At 60.7% G+C, this 16008-nt stretch carries 15 protein-coding genes; 8 read left to right on the top strand and 7 right to left on the bottom strand.

Annotated features, from left to right (window positions below):
- Nucleotides 1-13: 13 nt before the first annotated feature.
- Nucleotides 14-2068 (bottom strand): M3 family metallopeptidase, encoded by a 2055-nt coding sequence (locus KI613_RS18260; RefSeq protein ID WP_226402090.1) that lies wholly within the window; start codon nucleotides 2066-2068, stop codon nucleotides 14-16.
- Between the two features lie 66 nt (nucleotides 2069-2134).
- Nucleotides 2135-2908, bottom strand: a complete 774-nt coding sequence (locus tag KI613_RS18255) for a DUF2189 domain-containing protein (RefSeq protein WP_226402088.1) — start codon at nucleotides 2906-2908, stop codon at nucleotides 2135-2137.
- A 162-nt stretch (nucleotides 2909-3070) separates the two neighbouring features.
- On the opposite strand from KI613_RS18255, the gene KI613_RS18250 reads away from it, so the two are divergent.
- A complete protein-coding gene (locus tag KI613_RS18250; RefSeq protein WP_226402086.1) occupies nucleotides 3071-3799 on the top strand; it encodes an Abi-alpha family protein in 729 nt (242 codons plus the stop codon).
- Between the two features lie 72 nt (nucleotides 3800-3871).
- Here KI613_RS18250 and KI613_RS18245 read toward each other — a convergent pair whose 3' ends face one another.
- From KI613_RS18245 to KI613_RS18230, 4 genes are all read right to left on the bottom strand, one after another.
- On the bottom strand, nucleotides 3872-4804 hold the full coding sequence (locus tag KI613_RS18245; protein ID WP_226402084.1) for a phosphoribosylaminoimidazolesuccinocarboxamide synthase: 933 nt from the start codon (nucleotides 4802-4804) through the stop codon (nucleotides 3872-3874).
- Between the two features lie 150 nt (nucleotides 4805-4954).
- Complete coding sequence (locus tag KI613_RS18240; RefSeq protein WP_226402082.1) at nucleotides 4955-6271, bottom strand: DUF3422 family protein; 1317 nt, start codon at nucleotides 6269-6271, stop codon at nucleotides 4955-4957.
- Nucleotides 6272-6324: 53 nt separating this feature from the next.
- Nucleotides 6325-7275: a LysR family transcriptional regulator gene (locus tag KI613_RS18235; protein ID WP_226402080.1), complete on the bottom strand. Its 951-nt coding sequence runs from the start codon at nucleotides 7273-7275 to the stop codon at nucleotides 6325-6327.
- Between the two features lie 769 nt (nucleotides 7276-8044).
- Nucleotides 8045-9424: a ribulose-bisphosphate carboxylase gene (locus KI613_RS18230; RefSeq protein WP_226402078.1), complete on the bottom strand. Its 1380-nt coding sequence runs from the start codon at nucleotides 9422-9424 to the stop codon at nucleotides 8045-8047.
- A 262-nt stretch (nucleotides 9425-9686) separates the two neighbouring features.
- Between KI613_RS18230 and KI613_RS18225 the strand changes: the two genes are divergently transcribed.
- The 6 genes from KI613_RS18225 to KI613_RS18200 all read left to right on the top strand — a co-directional run bounded on the left by KI613_RS18225 (nucleotide 9687) and on the right by KI613_RS18200 (nucleotide 14080).
- Entirely contained in the window at nucleotides 9687-9965 is a 279-nt protein-coding gene (locus tag KI613_RS18225) for a DnaJ domain-containing protein (RefSeq protein WP_226402076.1), read from the top strand.
- A complete protein-coding gene (locus tag KI613_RS18220; RefSeq protein ID WP_226402074.1) occupies nucleotides 9962-10516 on the top strand; it encodes a hypothetical protein in 555 nt (184 codons plus the stop codon). The genes KI613_RS18225 and KI613_RS18220 overlap by 4 nt, the downstream gene beginning before the upstream one ends.
- A gap of 41 nt (nucleotides 10517-10557) precedes the next feature.
- Entirely contained in the window at nucleotides 10558-11319 is a 762-nt protein-coding gene (locus tag KI613_RS18215; protein WP_226402072.1) for a hypothetical protein, read from the top strand.
- 11 nt (nucleotides 11320-11330) lie between these two features.
- Nucleotides 11331-12569: a hypothetical protein gene (locus tag KI613_RS18210; protein ID WP_226402070.1), complete on the top strand. Its 1239-nt coding sequence runs from the start codon at nucleotides 11331-11333 to the stop codon at nucleotides 12567-12569.
- A gap of 121 nt (nucleotides 12570-12690) precedes the next feature.
- On the top strand, nucleotides 12691-13218 hold the full coding sequence (locus KI613_RS18205) for a DUF2242 domain-containing protein (RefSeq protein WP_226402068.1): 528 nt from the start codon (nucleotides 12691-12693) through the stop codon (nucleotides 13216-13218).
- A gap of 253 nt (nucleotides 13219-13471) precedes the next feature.
- Nucleotides 13472-14080, top strand: coding sequence for a PEP-CTERM sorting domain-containing protein (locus tag KI613_RS18200; RefSeq protein ID WP_226402066.1), 609 nt, complete (start codon nucleotides 13472-13474; stop codon nucleotides 14078-14080).
- Nucleotides 14081-14130: 50 nt separating this feature from the next.
- On the opposite strand, the gene KI613_RS18195 is transcribed toward KI613_RS18200, so the two are convergent.
- Nucleotides 14131-14745, bottom strand: a complete 615-nt coding sequence (locus KI613_RS18195; protein ID WP_226402064.1) for a trimeric intracellular cation channel family protein — start codon at nucleotides 14743-14745, stop codon at nucleotides 14131-14133.
- 159 nt (nucleotides 14746-14904) lie between these two features.
- Here KI613_RS18195 and KI613_RS18190 point away from each other — a divergent pair, with 159 nt between their 5' ends.
- Entirely contained in the window at nucleotides 14905-15792 is an 888-nt protein-coding gene (locus KI613_RS18190; RefSeq protein ID WP_226402062.1) for a YihY/virulence factor BrkB family protein, read from the top strand.
- The last annotated feature ends 216 nt before the right edge of the window (nucleotides 15793-16008 follow it).

The following is a 16008-nucleotide window of genomic DNA, read 5'->3' as shown; positions in this document are numbered from 1 at the left end:
CTCCCTGAACGGCTTAGGCTGCAATCATACCGCTATGACGAAGCAGTGCATCGACGCTCGGTTCGCGACCGCGGAAAGCCTTGAACGATTCGATGGCCGGCCGCGAGCCGCCGACCGACAGGATTTCGTCGAGGAAGCGTTTGCCAACGGTGGCGTCGAATGGATCGCCGGCCTCTTCGAAGGCCGCGTAAGCGTCGGCCGACAGTACTTCGGCCCACTTGTAGCTGAAATAACCGGCACCGTAGCCGCCGCCAAAAATGTGCGAGAAGCTGTTCGGGAAACGGTGCCATTCAGGTGGCAGCAGCACGGCGACTTCCTTGCGCACGTCCTTGAGCACGTCCATCACGGTCAACCCGGATTTCGGGTCAAAATCGGAATGGATCAGCATGTCGAACAGCGAGAACTCGATCTGGCGTACGGCCATCATGCCGCTCTGGAAGTTCTTGGCAGCCAGCATCTTGTCGAACAGTTCGCGCGGCAGCGTGGCGCCGGTATCGACGTGGGCCGTCATCCCCTCGACCACTTCCCATTCCCAGCAATAGTTTTCCATGAACTGCGAGGGCAGTTCGACGGCGTCCCATTCGACGCCGTGGATGCCCGAAACGCCCAGCTCTTCGCCGCGCGTCAAGAGGTGGTGCAAGCCGTGGCCGGTTTCGTGGAAGAGCGTGGTGACGTCGTCGTGCGTGAAGGTCGCCGGTTTGTCACCGTTCGGGCGCGAGAAATTGCAATTGAGGTAGGCAATCGGTTTCTGGATGCCGTTGAGCACCCGGCGGCGCGAGCGGGCTTCGTCCATCCACGCCCCGCCGCGCTTGGTTTCGCGGGCGTAAAGGTCGAGGTAGAACTGGCCGACCAGATCGCCGGCCGGCGTTTCCAGGCGGTAGAAACGAACGTCCTCATGCCAGACTGGCGCCGTGTCCGGCTTGACCTTGACGTTGAACAGGCTCTCGATGACCTTGAACAGGCCGCCGAGCACCTTCGGCTCGGTGAAATACTGCTTCACTTCCTGTTCGGAGAAGGCATAGCGCTTTTGCAGCAGCTTTTCCGACACGTAGGCGGCGTCCCAGGGCTGGAAGTCGGCCAGGCCGAGTTCATCCCTGGCAAAGGCGCGCAGCTCGGCGATGTCCTTCTCGGCGAATGGCTTGGCCTTGGCCGCCAGTTCGCGCAGGAAGGCGAGCACCTGGGCCGGCGTGTCGGCCATCTTGGGCGCCAGCGAGACTTCGGCGAAATTGTTGAAGCCGAGCATCTTGGCGTCTTCGACGCGCAGTTCCAGCATGCGCTGGATGATCGGCGTGTTGTCCCATTCCGGCTTGCTGGTGCCGTCGGTGAACTCGGCGGCGCGCGTCGCGTAGGCGCGGTACATCCGGGCGCGCAGCTCGCGGTTGTCGGCGTACTGCATGACCGGGCCGTAGGACGGGGCTTGCAGGCTGAAACGCCAGCCTACGACGCCGGCCTTTTCGGCAGCCGTCTTGGCGGCTTCCTTGGCGTCGTCGGGCAGGCCGGCGAGCAGGGCTTCATCGGTAATGACTTCAGAGAAGGCGTTGGTGGCGTCGAGCAGGTTTTCGGCGAACTTGGCCGAGAGTTGCGACAGCTCTTCCATGATGGCCTGGAAGCGCGGCTTCTGGTCATCCGGCAATTCGGCGCCGGACAGGCGGAAATCGCGCACTTCGTTATTGACGATCTTCTTCTGCTCGACGCTCAGCGTGGCGTATTCGGCGCTGTCGCGCAGTGCCTTGTATTTCTCGAAGAGCTTGAGGTTCTGGCCGAGTTCGGCGTAGAAGCGCGAAACTTCCGGCAGCATCTCGTTGTACGCCTCGCGCCAGGCCGGGATGTCATTGACCGAATGCAGGTGGCCGACGATGCCCCAGGCGCGGCCAAAAGGCTCCAGGCCATCGGACAGCGCACCGGCGAAGTCCTTCCAGGTGGAGGGCGTGGTGTCGGCGGTCAGGCGTTCGATCAGTTCGCGGCCTTCGGCCAATAGCGATTCGATGGCCGGTTTGACATGTTCAGGCTGAACGGTGTCGAAACGGGGAAGGTCGGAGAAGTCGAGCAGGGGATTTGCGGTCGTCATTTTTATATATTCCAGGCAAGAAAAAACGGGCGGTCAGGCCGCCCGTCGAATCTGGGGGCAGAACCCCTATTCTACAAGCTCGCGGTAGGCATGCCACGAGGCATGGCCGAGAATCGGCATGATCAGGACCAGGCCGAAGAGCAGGGTGGCGAAACCGATCAGGGTCAGGCCGACGAGCATGGTCGCCCACAGCAGCAGGGGCGCCGCATTGTGCACGAAGGCGCGCAGGCTGGTCATCATGGCCGTGGCGACATCGGCGTCGCGGTCGAGCATGAGCGGCACCGCAACGACGCTCAGCGCATAGACGAAGAGCGCCAATACCCCACCGAGCAGGAACCAGGTAGCGGTGAAAGCCAGGTGCTGGCCGTCGAAGAGGATTTCGTTGAGGTAGGCACTGGCCATCGGCGCCGAGGTGGCATCGATCAGGGCGAAGGCGACGGCGGAAAAACGCTCCCACATCAGCATGATGAGGGCCAGGATCAGCCCGAAAAAGGCCAGCGACTGGCCGTTGCGCCGGAAACACTTGAGCGAGTCGATGAACAGTATTTTCTCGCCGACCTCGGTGCGCCGGCTCAACTCATACAGCCCGGCCGCAAGCAGCGGCGCGACGAGGAAAAAGCCGGAGATGGAAACCGAGAGCAGATGCGGGCTCTGGAGCAGGGCGAGGATGATGAAGTCACCGCCCAGCGCGAAGAGCAGGCCATAAGCCAGCGAAGGCAGCGGGTTGGCCTTGACGTCCTGCCCGCCAGCGCGCAGCCAGTGCAAGGGGCGGTCAGCGGCAACGCGCCGGATGTGGGGTAAAGGCACCCCTTGGGCATGGAAATCGGAAAGCGGGTTCATGGCAGCCTCCTCTGTCAGGATCACGGGCGTTTGACCGGGGGGAAGGGGCGGGGTTCAGTTGTGTGGCGGGGTCATGATCAATCGAACGCGGAGTTTTTGGTTGCTATGCAATGTGAATTGCGGCACGATTTGTAATCCACTTTGAGCAACTGTAGGACGCCAATGCCCGATTCATCAAATGAAGTAACCGAAGTTGCTAGGGCAACCCAAGAGTTGGCAAAGACCGCTCAGCAAGCGATAGGAGCAACGGAACAATTGGGAACTTTTGTTGCGCGGTTCATTGCCGGATCGCTTGAGCAAGCCGCAGGTATTGTCGAAGATAAGTTGAGATACATGCGGTGGGAGCGCCAGTGCCGACTGATGATGAAGGCGCGGGAGTATCTCGGCAACAAAGGACTAGATACACCAACTAGACCCTTACCGATGAAGCTGGCTATTCCACTACTTCAAGCAGCCACATTGGAAGATGACGATGGGTTGCAAGATATTTGGGCAAAGCTACTGGTTAATTTTGCAACAGAAAACAGCGGCATCAGTCCGAAGCGAGCTTTCATTGATATTTTGGAAAGTATTTCACCGCTAGAGGCAAAGTTGATTGCTTTGATCTACGAGTTGCCTTACGAACAAATGCAGCATAGGGGAGTTGGCACTCAGCAGTTACCGTTGCAGGCCAATCTGTTGCCCGAAGACAAGGGCGAAGAACTTCGCGAACGCTTAAAAATTGAGCCTATTGAAGAGGTGAAATTCGCTTTGGCAAACCTTGACCGGTTGGGAGTTTTATCGGTAGCACGCTCAATGGGTGGGGGGCAGTTGTTTGGGTTCGTGAATCCCACATTGTTAGGCAAGGCTTTCTTCGATGCGTGCTCTATCAGAGAGCCGTCAGCCAGCTAGACATCTAGCTACAATTTTCCCAAAACAAAAACGCCCGCATAAAGCGGGCGTTTTTCTTGAAGCGGCGGTCGCTTACAGCGTCTTGCCGGTGAGCTTTTCGTAAGCTTCGATGTACTTTGCGCTGGTCTTGGCGATGACGTCGGCCGGCAGCTTGGGGCCGGGGGCGACTTTGCCCCAGTCCAGGGTTTCGAGGTAGTCGCGGACGAACTGTTTGTCGTAGGAGGGCGGGTTCTTGCCTTCTTCGTACTGGTCGGCCGGCCAGAAACGGGAGGAATCCGGGGTCAGGGCTTCGTCGATGAGGTGCAGGGTGCCGGCGGCGTCGATGCCGAATTCGAACTTGGTGTCGGCGATGATGATGCCGCGGGTACGGGCGAAGATGGCGGCTTCTTCGTAGAGGCGGATGGCGGCGATGCGGGCTTCGTCGGCGAGTTGGGCGCCGTTCTTGCCGGTGCCGGCCAGCGCTTCGGCCAGGTCGGCGGCGCAGTTGGCCTGGGCGACGGCGAAGGAGACGTTTTCGTCATGATCGCCGACTGCCGCCTTGGTGGCCGGCGTGAAGATCGGGGCGGGCAGCTTCTGGGCCATTTTCAGGCCGGCCGGCAGGGCGATGCCGCAGATGGCGCCGGTTTCCTGGTAGTCCTTCCAGCCGGAACCAATAACGTAGCCACGGACGACGGCTTCGATGGGCAGCGGCTTGAGGCGCTTGACGACGACGGCGCGGCCGCGGACTTGTTCGCGCTCGTTTTCGGCGACGACGGTTTCCGGATCGATGCCGGTCAGCTGGTTGGGGACGATGTGGCCGAGCTTTTCGAACCAGAAGTCGGCGACGGCGGTGAGCACTTCGCCCTTGCGCGGAATCGGGTCCGGCAGGATGACGTCGAAGGCGGAGAGGCGGTCGGTCGTAACGATCAGCAGCTTGTCGGCGTCGACGGCGTAGATGTCGCGAACCTTGCCCTTGTTGAGCAGGGGCAGGCTGGTGATGGAGGACTGGAAGAGCGGAGTGGTCACGGCAGATTTCCCGAAGGCGAAAAAAGTGGATTATAGATTAAGGAAGCGCTGAGCAATTCGTCATCCCCGCGAAAGCGGGGATCCAGTACCTTGCATTTTATGGATTCCCGCCTGCGCGGGAATGACGATTTCGATTTGCTGAATGCCTCCTTAATTCGGAGTTTCACCGGCTTCGGCCGCGAGTTTCTTGCGCATCTGGCGGGTGCCCCAGAACACCAGTCCGGCGATCACTGGAATTGAAATCGCGGTGATCACGTCGGTGTTCAGGTGATGCAGATCCTTCGTGCCCTTGGCCAGGTACTGCACAAGCTGCGAGCCGTAATAGGTGAGGACGACGACGGAGAGGCCTTCGACCGTTTCCTGCAGGCGCAATTGCAACTTCGCACGGCTATTCATCTGGCCGAGCAGTTCCTGGTTCTGGCGTTCCAGTTCGATGTCGACACGGGTGCGCAGCAACTGGCTGTTGCGGGCGACGCGGGCTGACAATTCTTCCTGGCGGCGGCTGATCGCCTCGCAGGTGTTCATGGCCGGCAGCAGGCGGCGCTGCATGAATTCGAAGAAAGTCGGCAGGCCGGAAAGGCGCGTTTCACGCAGTTCCTCGATGCGCTGCATGACCAGGCCGTGATAGGCGCGGGAGGCGCCGAAACGAAAGGTGGTGCGGGCGACCGAATGTTCGACATCGGCGGCCAGCGTGGACAGGGTGCCGAGCACTTCGCGTTCGTCGGTTGGCGACTTGGCCTGGCCGATGCGGTCCATCATGTCGGCCAGCTGCTTTTCGCCGATGAATAGCCATTTGCCGACTTCCTTGGCGACGGGCAGGCCGAGCAGGGCCATCATCCGGTAGGTCTCGATCTCGCACAGGCGTTGCACGGTGCGGCCGGTCTGGCGCTGCGTCATGCCGGCGTTGAGGACAAGAAAGCGCGAGAAGCCGTTGTCGATCTTGAAGTCGGTGAAAATCCACGCGGCGTCGTCGGCGACCCTGGCGGCGACCATCGTCCGGCCATTCGGCGTCAGGCTGGCGAGCACCGATTCCGGGCTGATTTCGTCGGTCGACCGCAGTTCGACATGGGTGGCGACGATGAGTTTGCCGGGGATGCCCGAAATCCACTCGGGAAGCACAGCGTCGAAGGCGGTGACATCCTGGTGCAGTTCCTCGCCGGTCGCCAGCGGCCGGAAGAAGGTGTAGCAGGAAAACTCGGTGTGCAACTCCCAGCGCATGCGGAAGGCGCCGGTGTCGATCATCATGTGCGAATCCGAGCTTTCGATCGAATTGCAGACGTGCCCCTGGCAGAGCTTGGCGAGGTTGTCGCGGGCGGCCGGCGCCTTATCTGTGCTGTGCTTGAAGACCAGGTGCGAGACGAGCACAGCGCCGACCAGCGGCACCGGTGGGCGGGCGTGGAACTCATTGTTGAGGCGCTGGCGGAGCGGGTGCTCCTGCAGTTCGGAAAGCATCAGGCGTGGGTGCATGATCGAGGTCGATTCGTCTTTGGTGCGGTGCAGCAGATTGTAGCGTAAGCCATTCAGGTTGATGTACGTGCCGTCAGATAGCGCCCGAACTCCTTTTCCAGACCTGGCGCCGCCTGTTCGAGCAGGAACTGGCGGAAACGCTGGCCGGCCGGCAACAGGCGCTTGCTGTTCATGTGCACGACGTACCAGGTGCGGTCGATCGGTGTGCCGATGACGTCGAGCAAGCTGACCTCGGCCGTCTTCAGTTCGAGCGGCAGGGTGTGCAGCGAAATCAGCGCGACGCCCATGCCGGCCATCACCGCCTGCTTGATCGTCTCGTTGCTGCCCATGCTGATCGTGCGGACCGGCGTGAACAGGTGGTTCTTGAACATTTCCTCGGCGACGCGGCGGGAACCGGAGCCTTCCTCGCGGAGCAGGAATGTTTCGCTGCGCAGCTCCTGCAGGTCGAAACGGCGGTCGTCGCGCAGCGGGTGATCGGACGGGCCGATCAGCACGTAGGGATGGCTGGCCATCGGCTCGGCGTGGGCATCGATCTCGACCGGGATGCGGCCCATGACGGCAAGGTCGATCGCGTTGTCCTGCAGCTTCTGCAGCAGGTTTTCACGGTTGCCGACCGAGAACTGCACCTCAATGCCGGGGTGCGCCTGCGAAAACTGGGCGAGCAGGCGCGGCATGAAGTATTTGGCGGTGCTGACCAGGCCGACCGACAACTGGCCGGCTTCAGCGCCGAGCAGGCCCTGCAGGTTGGCCTCGGCGTCCTTGATCTCGCCGAGTACGCGCAGGGCGTGGTGCACCAGCAGGTCGCCGGCATCAGTCAGCGCGACGCCGCGGCCCATGCGCTCGAACAGCGGCAGGCCGACGTTGTCTTCGAGCTGCTTAAGCTGCATCGAGACGGCCGGCGGCGTCAGGTGCAGTTCCTCGGCGGCGCGGGCGTAGCTCAGGTGGCGGGCGGCGACGACGAAGATCTGCAACTGGCGGAGCGTCAGGGTGCGGATGAAGTTCATGTTCAGGCTGGGTCGAGTTTTTTGGGTGTTTGATAAGGGGAAGTTTAACCCTGGGGTGGATTCCACGGTCAACCGGAAAAATTGATCGAAATTCAAATGTTGGGGTGCGTTGCCTGACGCTTGCGGCTTCGATTGGCTTGGGGTTCCGCCCTTGCGGGGCGTCTTACTTATTCTTGCTTCGCCAAGAAAAAGTAAGCAAAAAGAACGCGACCCTGGGTCGGTGCCGGCTGCGCCGGTTCCCTGCGCTACTCGGCAGGCCGGGCGGCTGCGGAACTCGGGGCTTTGCCCCTCAAACAGTCCTCGCCGAAATCCCCCTGCCTTCCTGCGTTGCTCGGCACCTCCCAAGGGGCCCGGTAAGGCGTCCACGCTGAACCTGTGGATTTCATTTTTGGGCTTTTTTTTCGGTTGACCGTGGAAGTCATTAGTTAGGCTGTCGCTCGGTTACGAGACGCCTTTCGGGTCCCCATGAGAGGCGCTGAGCAACGCAGGAAGGCCGGGGGCAGTCGGCTTGCGTTGTCTGAGCCGCAGGCGAGTTTAGCAAGCCGCCCGGCCTGCCGAGTAGCGGAAGGAACCCCGAAGGGGCGCCGACTCTGGGGTCGCCTTTTAGCTGCGCTAGCAATAGCCTTTGGTTACTTTCTTTTGGCGAAGCAAAAGAAAGTACGCCCGCCAGCAAGGCGGAACCCCAAGCTCATTCCACGGAACCTCAAGCCAATTGACGCCGGAACGGTGCAGGTCAATGCTGAACGGCATCGCCCCGGCCCGAGGCCAATTACGCCGCCGGCCGCAACTTATGCCGCCACCCCGGGAACAACTGATCCGCATCCTGCGGGAACGATTCAAACGCCCGAGCAAACTCGTAATGATCCCGAGCCCATTCCACCGGATCAGCCCCAGCCTTCCAGCAATCGTAAGCCTGGCGCAGCGAGCGCGCCCCAGCCGCCGGGCTGTCGATATGCCCATAAGCCCCACCACCTGCCGTGTTGATCACATTCCCGTGGCCGAGGTTTTCGAAGAAACCGGGCAAGCGGAGTGCATTCATGCCGCCGGAGATGATCGGCGTCGTCGGCTTCATGCCGTACCACTCTTGGTGATAAACCGGCCCCTGATAGCTGTCGCGCTCGATGATGTAAGCGCAGGCGCGGTCGTCCTTGTCGCCTTCCATCTTGCCGTAGCCCATGGTGCCGACGTGGATGCCGGAGGCGCCTTGCAGACGGCTCATCTTGGCCAGCACGTAGGCCGTGTAGCCGCGCTTTGACGACGGCGAGGTGATGGCGCCGTGGCCGGCGCGGTGGTAGTGGAGGTATTGGTTCGGGTATTGCCGGCGGGCCGTGGTGATCATGCCCGGGCCGCCAACGTAGCCATCGACCAGGAAGGCCAGTTTGTCGGCATCCGGGCCGAAGGCTTCGAGAGCGAAATCGGCGCGGGCACACATCTCGAAATGGTCGTCGGCGGTGATGTTCATTGAGAACAGCTTTGCTTCACCAGTTTCGTCCATGGCCCGCTTCATTGAATCATAGACCAAGGGGATGACTTTTTTTAGCGGCGCGAAGACCTGATTGCCTTGTGGTTCGTCGTTCTTGATGAAGTCGCCGCCCAGCCAGAATTCGTAGGCAGCGCGGGCGAAGGGCTCGGGGCGCAGGCCGAGCTTGGGTTTGATGATGGTGCCGGCGATGTAGCCGCCGTCCTTGACCGGCCGGCCGAGCATGCGCCAGAGGTCGGAAATGTCCTTGGCCGGGCCGTCGAAGAGCTCGATGCCGCGACGCGGCACATAGAAATCGACCATCTTGGCGTGCTCGATGTCGCCCATGCCCTGGTTGTTGCCGATGGTCAGGGTCAGGAAGGAGGCCATCATCATCCGGCCGTCGGTCATGTTGCGGTCGAACAGGTCGAGCGGGTAGGCGATGCGCATGTCTTCGGTCGCCTCGTCGATGTAATAAACCAGGGCATCGACGCCCTTGGTGAATTCATCGGTGGTGCATACCTCGACGTTGGTGCCGGTCGACGACTCGGCGGCGAAGTGGGCGGCGGCTTCGAGATAGCCGTGGCCGGACTTGGGTTTCATCTTGTAGGCGCAGAGGATGTGCTTGCCCCCGGCGATCAGTTCGGCTTCGGTCAGGCTGAGGTCGGCATAGCGTTTTGACTGGTCCATCGTCTTGTCTCCTGGGTTGTTCGTCGGGGAAAAACTATGGATTGAATGCTAGGCGCGGCCATTGATAAATAATAGTCACGTGTTTTTATTCGACACATAAGCTATTGCTGAGCATTTGCCTCGGCCTTGGCAAACGGTTTTTGGGTAAAAAGGGCCGTTGACCGTGGCAGATGCAGGGAAAGCGGGAGGACCTGCGGAGTGGCGTAAAATGGCGGGCTAACCAAGGCGCTAATGTGCCGGCCAGACCACTAACAAAGGGACTATGAAAGATTATTACGGATTGCTCGGCGTCTCGCCCGATGCGACCACCGAGCAGGTCAAGACGGCCTACCGCAAGAAGGCGGCGCAGTTTCACCCTGACCGCAACCCGGCACCCGATGCGGCGGCCAAGTTCCGCGAGGTGCAGGAGGCTTACGAAGTGCTGGCGGATGTCGATCGCCGCAAGGTTTATGACGAGACGCGACGCTCCAGTTTGATCGACGATCCCCTGGCCGTAGCCCGCGAAATCTGGTCCAGCCATTTAGGAAAAATGCAGCAGTGAAAAAATCTTATTATTTTGCCGAACTGTCGTCTTCGTATGACGCCGAAATCCAGGACCTGCTCAACGACTCGGAAGGCAAGTTGGCGCTGAAACACCGGCTCAAGGAAAAGCGTCAGGAACTGGCGTCCATCCTGCCGATGATCGAATTCGCCCCGGAGATGGTCGTGCCGGTGTTCTTCGATGCGTTTTCCTTTGCCAATCCGAAGGCGATGGCGGCGGTGGTCGACTGTGAGCCGGATGACGGCGATTTCCCCGGCTGGGATCATGTTTCCCCGCTCGTCACGGTGGCCGATTGGGCCGCCCCGTATATCGCCGCCGTGCTGGCCGAGCGGGCCGGCGAGGAATTCATGGTGACGGCTGCCAGCCTCGAATTCATCCGCAAATTCGACCACAGCGCGCTGCCGGCTGCGGCTGAAGACGACGAGGATGCAGACCACCGCGAGCGCAGCGACGACGATGACGGTCGCGACGATGACGGCGGGGATCGCGACCTGGCCGAAGCCGGCGATGACTGGCTGGGCGAGCAGGGCTTCGATTCGCTCAAGTCCTGATCCTCAGGCCGCAAAATTCGATCTATTTGATAAGGCAAGACATGACGCATCCCGTTGTACTCAAGACATCCCAGCTGATCCTGGCCGGCGACCTCAAGGGCGCTGAAACGGCGCTGGCCAACATCGCTGACAGCGAGGGCGATGACGCCCTGGTCGAGGTTATGAACGATATTGCGCCGAAGGATTTGCTGGCCGTCATGCGCGGCTTTGACGGTTCGAAGCAGTCGGTCGTCAATATGCTCGTCACGCCCGAGCAGTTCGCCCGCGCCGTCATTCTTGAAACGCGCTACCGGGACCAGACGCACGCCGCTCTGCACGGCATGATGAACGCCGTGCTCTACCGCGATGAAGAGATGGCCGCCGAGTACCTTGAAGCGATTGGCGAGATCGAAGGTGGCTACGAAGTGCTGGCCAATTATTTCGCCGAGCGCGACGACGAGTTCCTCGCCTTCGCCATCTCCGGCGTCTTCTCCGAGGATTTTGACGCCGAGCACGGCCATGAATCGAAGTCGATTTCGTGGCTCAACGAAAAGATCGAAGAGCTTGACGAAGCCCTGCACGAAGGCAATTCCATCGCCGGTTCACGCCCCAAGGTGCCGCGTTCGCAAATCGCCGACCACGACTGGCAGGAAACTGCCTGGGTGCTGCGCTACGAACTGTCGGACATTTTCGAGCAGATCGTCATCACCCTGCGCGACCGCCTGCAGCACCGCGTCGAAGCGCTCGAGGAAGGCGAAGCCGAGGACAGCAAGCCGAAACCCGCTCCGGTCGCAGCTGTGGATGACGAGGAATCGGCGCTCTAAGGATGGCGGCAATGAACAAATCCGTTGCGGTCGTCGATGATCGCCCATTTTTCGAGAAAGCCGTTCGCTTCGGGCTGGAGCACGGCATTCTGACGCGCGAAACCATGGCCCGCATCGAAGCCGATGCGCCCAAGGGCATCGTCCAGATCGCCGACCATTTCGGCACCGCCTATCTGCGCACCGATCTGGAAAGCGCCGTGACGCGCATGGCCAACCTGATCAGCCTCTATCTTGAAGATTTTTCGAACGGCGACCTGCGCGCCGCCGCCATGTCCTTGCGCGACAACACGCTGCTCTCCCATTCGCGCGGCGGCTCGGAAATGCTCAAGCGCCTGCACGCCATGCCCGGCGAAACCAGCCTGCACGCGCGCAAGGTGGATGCGCAGGGGCAGAAAATCTTCGTCAATGAACGCAGCTTTGCCTTCCCGCTCAGCGTCGCCAGCTACCGGGCGCAGGTCGCGCAGTGCCAGGCCAACCAGATGCGCATCGACTTTGCCCGCTGGCTGGTGCGGCAACTGAACACCCGGCCGGAAGAATGCGAAGACTACAGCGCCGAGGAAGTCATCCGCTCGGCCATGCTGCTTCTTTACGTCGGCGCCAAAACGCTGGAAATGCCGTCGAAGCGCGAGTTCGTCAAACTGATCGAGGCGCTGCGCAAGAAAAGCTTCAAACACAAGCCGGCCACCGTCGATGCCTTCCTGCGCGAAGCCCCGGCAGCCTTCCAGGAAATGACCCGGCAGGCCATGCAGGACTTCGTCGATGACGCCCTGCCACGCCTCAAATCGCCGGAGAAATCACCCGACGAAATTCTTCACGCCGAAACCCAGGGCGCCTTTTTCGTCCGCGACCTGCCGGAAGAAGACGTCGTCGCCTACGACCGGCTCGTCGCCAAGGAGTGGGTGCGCATCACCAAAGGCAACGCCGACGATCCGGCCGTGCTGGCGACCATTTTCCTCAGCGTCGCCACCGGCCACCCGCCGAAGGCTGCCGCACTGCTCAAGGAGGCGAAAAGCATCATCGCCACCTTTCGCACCCAGGGTTTCGACAGCAAGGCGGTGCTTGCCTTTATCGAAGAACACGCCCCGTTCGAGCAGCGTGAAGACCTCAAGCTGATGTGGACGCAGGATTTGCAGCCGGACGCCGAAATCCATCTGGCCGACAACGACCCGCAAATGCCGGACAGCCACATGGATCGCGCCTTGCAGTATTTGCGCCAGAACTGCGTGGCGAACTGGAAGGGCAGCCGCTAGGGGGATTGCTACGGTCAACCGGAAAAAACGGCCAATAATGAAATGGCTTGGCAAACACCAAAAACCATTCCCATCGTGCTTGCCACACGGCTGACCCACAAATTCCTTAAAATAAGCAGCCATGAAATCACCGCTGATCTCGCTGTGCCGTTCCCTCTCTCTGGTCGCGCTCGCCAGCCTGAGCCTGAGCGCCTGCCTGGCGACGAAAGCGCCGCGTTCCTACCAGTCCGAGGCCTTCTCCAGCGAGACGCCGTTCCAGTACTACAGCAGTCGGGATGCCGAAGCCGCCTGCGAAATCGGCAAGCGCGCCCTGCTCAGCCAGGGCTATCAGATCGATGAAGAGAAGCCGCAGAGCGTCCGCGGCGAGAAATTTTTCCGGCCGCGGCCCGACGAGGCAAACCGCCTGAGCATCACGCTCGTCTGCCTGCCGAGCAGCCTCGGCGCAGTCATCTACGCCAGCGCCCTGGAAACCCAATACGAGATGAAATCCAAGGGCAGCAGCGCCGGGGTCAGCGTTTCAGCGCTCGGCTCGGTCTCGCTGCCATGGGCCATCGACAAAGACACCCTGGTCAAGGTCGGCGAAGAAACCGTGATCGCTCACGATTTCTACCAGCGGCTTTTCGATCTGATCAAGTCGCTCGACAGCTAGTAACTCGCCTATTCCAACTCCGAATAAGTCGGCAGCGTAATCCGGAAAGTCATGTCGAGCAGGCGGGCGACCAGCCGCGGCGCCCTGTGTGCCGGAAGCTGTGAATTGCGGCAATCTCTGCTCAAGGATCGGAAATTTGTGTCGAGCGTGAAAGGCGTCACGGAGCCCCGCGGCGTTGCCGCTTAGCCTCTAACCCAAGAGGCTTCCTGCCTCCGTGTTCGAAATCTCAATTGACCTAATCCGGATCTAATCTATGAAACCCAACAAAATTGTCGCGGCACTGTGCTTCGGCTTGTTCGCTGCGGCGGCACAGGCCGGCATCGTTACCATCACGGCAAGCAAGGATGCCACTATCGGCGGTGGTAGCAACCAGTACTGGAATACCGAATATCGCTGGGTCGGCAACCAATCCGGTGGCTACTTTTCGATTTTTGGTTTCGACCTGAGCTCCCTGGCCGGCCTTAACGTCACCTCAGTTGATTTTTCTGCTTACCATAACTACAGCGACGGTGGCTCGACCATTGGTGCCAGGATCGGTTCGGACAACAGCTGGAATCCCGCCACCGTGGTCAATTACTCGGCACTGGGCTCCGTGGTCGACACTGAGTTCGCCAGTAGCCTGAACCTCAATCAATATCAGACCTGGAATCTGGGTGCCATCTCAGGCACTGCGCTGACAGTAGGGCTGGTCGATCTGGGCAACGGCTGGAACGACTACCAGGCAATTCGTAGTTCGAATCAGCAAGAGGCTTTCCTGACGGTGACCTACACCGAGGGTGGCTCTGTGCCGGAGCCTGGTTCGTTGGCCTTGCTTGGCCTCGGGCTGGCCGGCCTTGTTTCTTTCCGCCGTCGTAAGGCGTAAGCAGGCTTGGTGGGAAAGCCGTTCGGTAAAACGAACGGCTTTTTTTTCGCCTATTCCCGCTCTGAATAAGTCGGCAGCGTAATTCGGAAAGTCATACCGAGCAGGCGGGCGGCGAGGACAACGGCCATGCCGACCCACGCGGCAATCACCGACGAAACACCCAGATATTGCAGCCCGACCAGCGCCAGCGCGCCGGCCCAGGCAGCCGAAGCATAGAGCTCGCCGCGCACGAAAACGAGCGGCACTTCGTTGCACAACACATCGCGCAGGACGCCGCCGACCACCCCGGTAATGACGCCAAGCAGGCTGGCGACCAGCCACGGCGCGTGCCATTCCAGCGCCACCTGCGTCCCGGCGATGGTGAACAAGGCCAGCCCGACGGCATCGGGAATCAGGAACAGCCGCGGTGCCAGCTTGAGGCCGCGCACGGCAAAGAAAATGATCAGCGTCGTCGCGAAGGCAACCAGCAGGTAAGTCTGGTCGCTGATCCAGAACACCGGGCGGTCGAGCAGCACGTCGCGCACCGTGCCGCCGCCCAGTGCCGTGGCGCTGCCGACCATGACGGCGCCGACCAGGTCCATGTTCTTGCGGCCGGCATCGAGCACGCCGGTCAGCGCATTGATGGCGACGGCGGCGAGGCCGATCCAGTAAAGCAGGTTTTCCATGTGTTGATTGAAGTAGCAGGGAGCGGCCAGTGTAGCGGTTTGCGCGGCACCGGGCACGGGGCGCGTGACAGTCGAAAATTGTTACATGCGGCGGCGCCCGGGTAGGTTATAACTGCCTGTCATCGCCGATGGATTCCACCGCAATTCTCTCTCGCGCCCATGCACATTCTCTCCAAAACAGATCATCAGCTGATCTTCCACCCCCTGGATTTCACCCTGACGGTGTTGCGCAATTTTGGCCGCAACCAGGGGCTGATGCTGGCCGGCGCCGTGGCCTATTACGCGCTGCTCTCGCTGCTGCCGCTCATCACGCTCTCGGTGCTCGGCCTGTCGCACTGGGTCGATCAGGCCGAATTGCTGGCCACCGTCCAGCGTTATCTCGAATGGCTGGTGCCGAGTCAGGCCGCCGCCGTGTTGTCCGACGTTTCCGGCTTTCTCGACAACGGCGTGTCGATCGGCGTGTTCTTGCTGGCCACCATGCTGTTCTTCAGTTCGCTGACCTTTTCCATTCTGCAAAGTGCGATGGCAAAGATTTTTGCCCATCGCCACGCCACCAAAAAACGCCATGCCCTGGTCGTCGCGCTGCTGCCTTACAGCCTGGTCTTGCTGGCCGGCGTCGCGTTGTTTGCCATCACTGTCCTGTCGGTCGCCATCCAGAGCCTGTCGCAAGACTATCTCTACGTCTTCGGCGCCGAATTGCCCCTCCAGCGCCTGTCCGGCCCGGCTTTCTACGGACTGGGACTGGCCACCGAAGTCCTGATCCTGTCCTTTTTCTACATCGTCTTGCCGGTCGGGCGCACCCGAGTCCGTCACGCCCTGCTCGGCGCGGCGGTCATCGCGGCGATCTGGGAAGTCATCCGCCACGTCCTGGTCTGGTACTTCGCCACCCTGTCAAAAGCCAGCGTCGTCTACGGCTCGCTGACCACCGCCGTCGTCGTGCTGTTCAGCATCGAACTCGCCGCGACCTTGCTGCTCCTTGGTGCTCAGGTTATTTCGGAATACGAACAGCTCGAAAGCCGGTTGGGCGATGCAGAAGGCGCGGGCTGAGCAGTTTCTACAGTCAACCGGAAAAAACGGCCAAAACTGAAATCCTAACAACCGGCTCAAGCAAGCCCAAAAGCTGTGCGTCGAATGCCATTTGCAATTTTGGCCAAATATTCATACTGTCCGGTTTGTCGCCCAAGAACTTCCGTAGGCAGAAAGCGTGGTCTGCCCTGTTTTCTCTTTTCTAAATTTAACCCAGCAGGTTGTCACTCGCTTCCT

Origin of the sequence: Ferribacterium limneticum, from assembly GCF_020510585.1 — a bacterium.
Lineage (GTDB): Bacteria > Pseudomonadota > Gammaproteobacteria > Burkholderiales > Rhodocyclaceae > Azonexus.
The sequence above is the reverse complement of the archived record's forward strand: the minus strand, read 5'-3'. Positions and strand labels throughout refer to the sequence as shown.

Excerpts from the sequence above, each read along its gene's own strand:
- KI613_RS18215 (WP_226402072.1), top strand. The coding sequence starts at position 10,558 with ATGACGCATCCCGTTGTACTCAAGACATCCCAGCTGATCCTGGCCGGC.
- KI613_RS18200 (WP_226402066.1), top strand. The coding sequence starts at position 13,472 with ATGAAACCCAACAAAATTGTCGCGGCACTGTGCTTCGGCTTGTTCGCT.
- KI613_RS18240 (WP_226402082.1), bottom strand. The coding sequence starts at position 6,271 with ATGCACCCACGCCTGATGCTTTCCGAACTGCAGGAGCACCCGCTCCGC.
- KI613_RS18195 (WP_226402064.1), bottom strand. The coding sequence starts at position 14,745 with ATGGAAAACCTGCTTTACTGGATCGGCCTCGCCGCCGTCGCCATCAAT.
- KI613_RS18230 (WP_226402078.1), bottom strand. The coding sequence starts at position 9,424 with ATGGACCAGTCAAAACGCTATGCCGACCTCAGCCTGACCGAAGCCGAA.
- KI613_RS18205 (WP_226402068.1), top strand. The coding sequence starts at position 12,691 with ATGAAATCACCGCTGATCTCGCTGTGCCGTTCCCTCTCTCTGGTCGCG.
- KI613_RS18210 (WP_226402070.1), top strand. The coding sequence starts at position 11,331 with ATGAACAAATCCGTTGCGGTCGTCGATGATCGCCCATTTTTCGAGAAA.
- KI613_RS18190 (WP_226402062.1), top strand. The coding sequence starts at position 14,905 with ATGCACATTCTCTCCAAAACAGATCATCAGCTGATCTTCCACCCCCTG.
- KI613_RS18260 (WP_226402090.1), bottom strand. The coding sequence starts at position 2,068 with ATGACGACCGCAAATCCCCTGCTCGACTTCTCCGACCTTCCCCGTTTC.
- KI613_RS18250 (WP_226402086.1), top strand. The coding sequence starts at position 3,071 with ATGCCCGATTCATCAAATGAAGTAACCGAAGTTGCTAGGGCAACCCAA.
- KI613_RS18255 (WP_226402088.1), bottom strand. The coding sequence starts at position 2,908 with ATGAACCCGCTTTCCGATTTCCATGCCCAAGGGGTGCCTTTACCCCAC.
- KI613_RS18225 (WP_226402076.1), top strand. The coding sequence starts at position 9,687 with ATGAAAGATTATTACGGATTGCTCGGCGTCTCGCCCGATGCGACCACC.
- KI613_RS18235 (WP_226402080.1), bottom strand. The coding sequence starts at position 7,275 with ATGAACTTCATCCGCACCCTGACGCTCCGCCAGTTGCAGATCTTCGTC.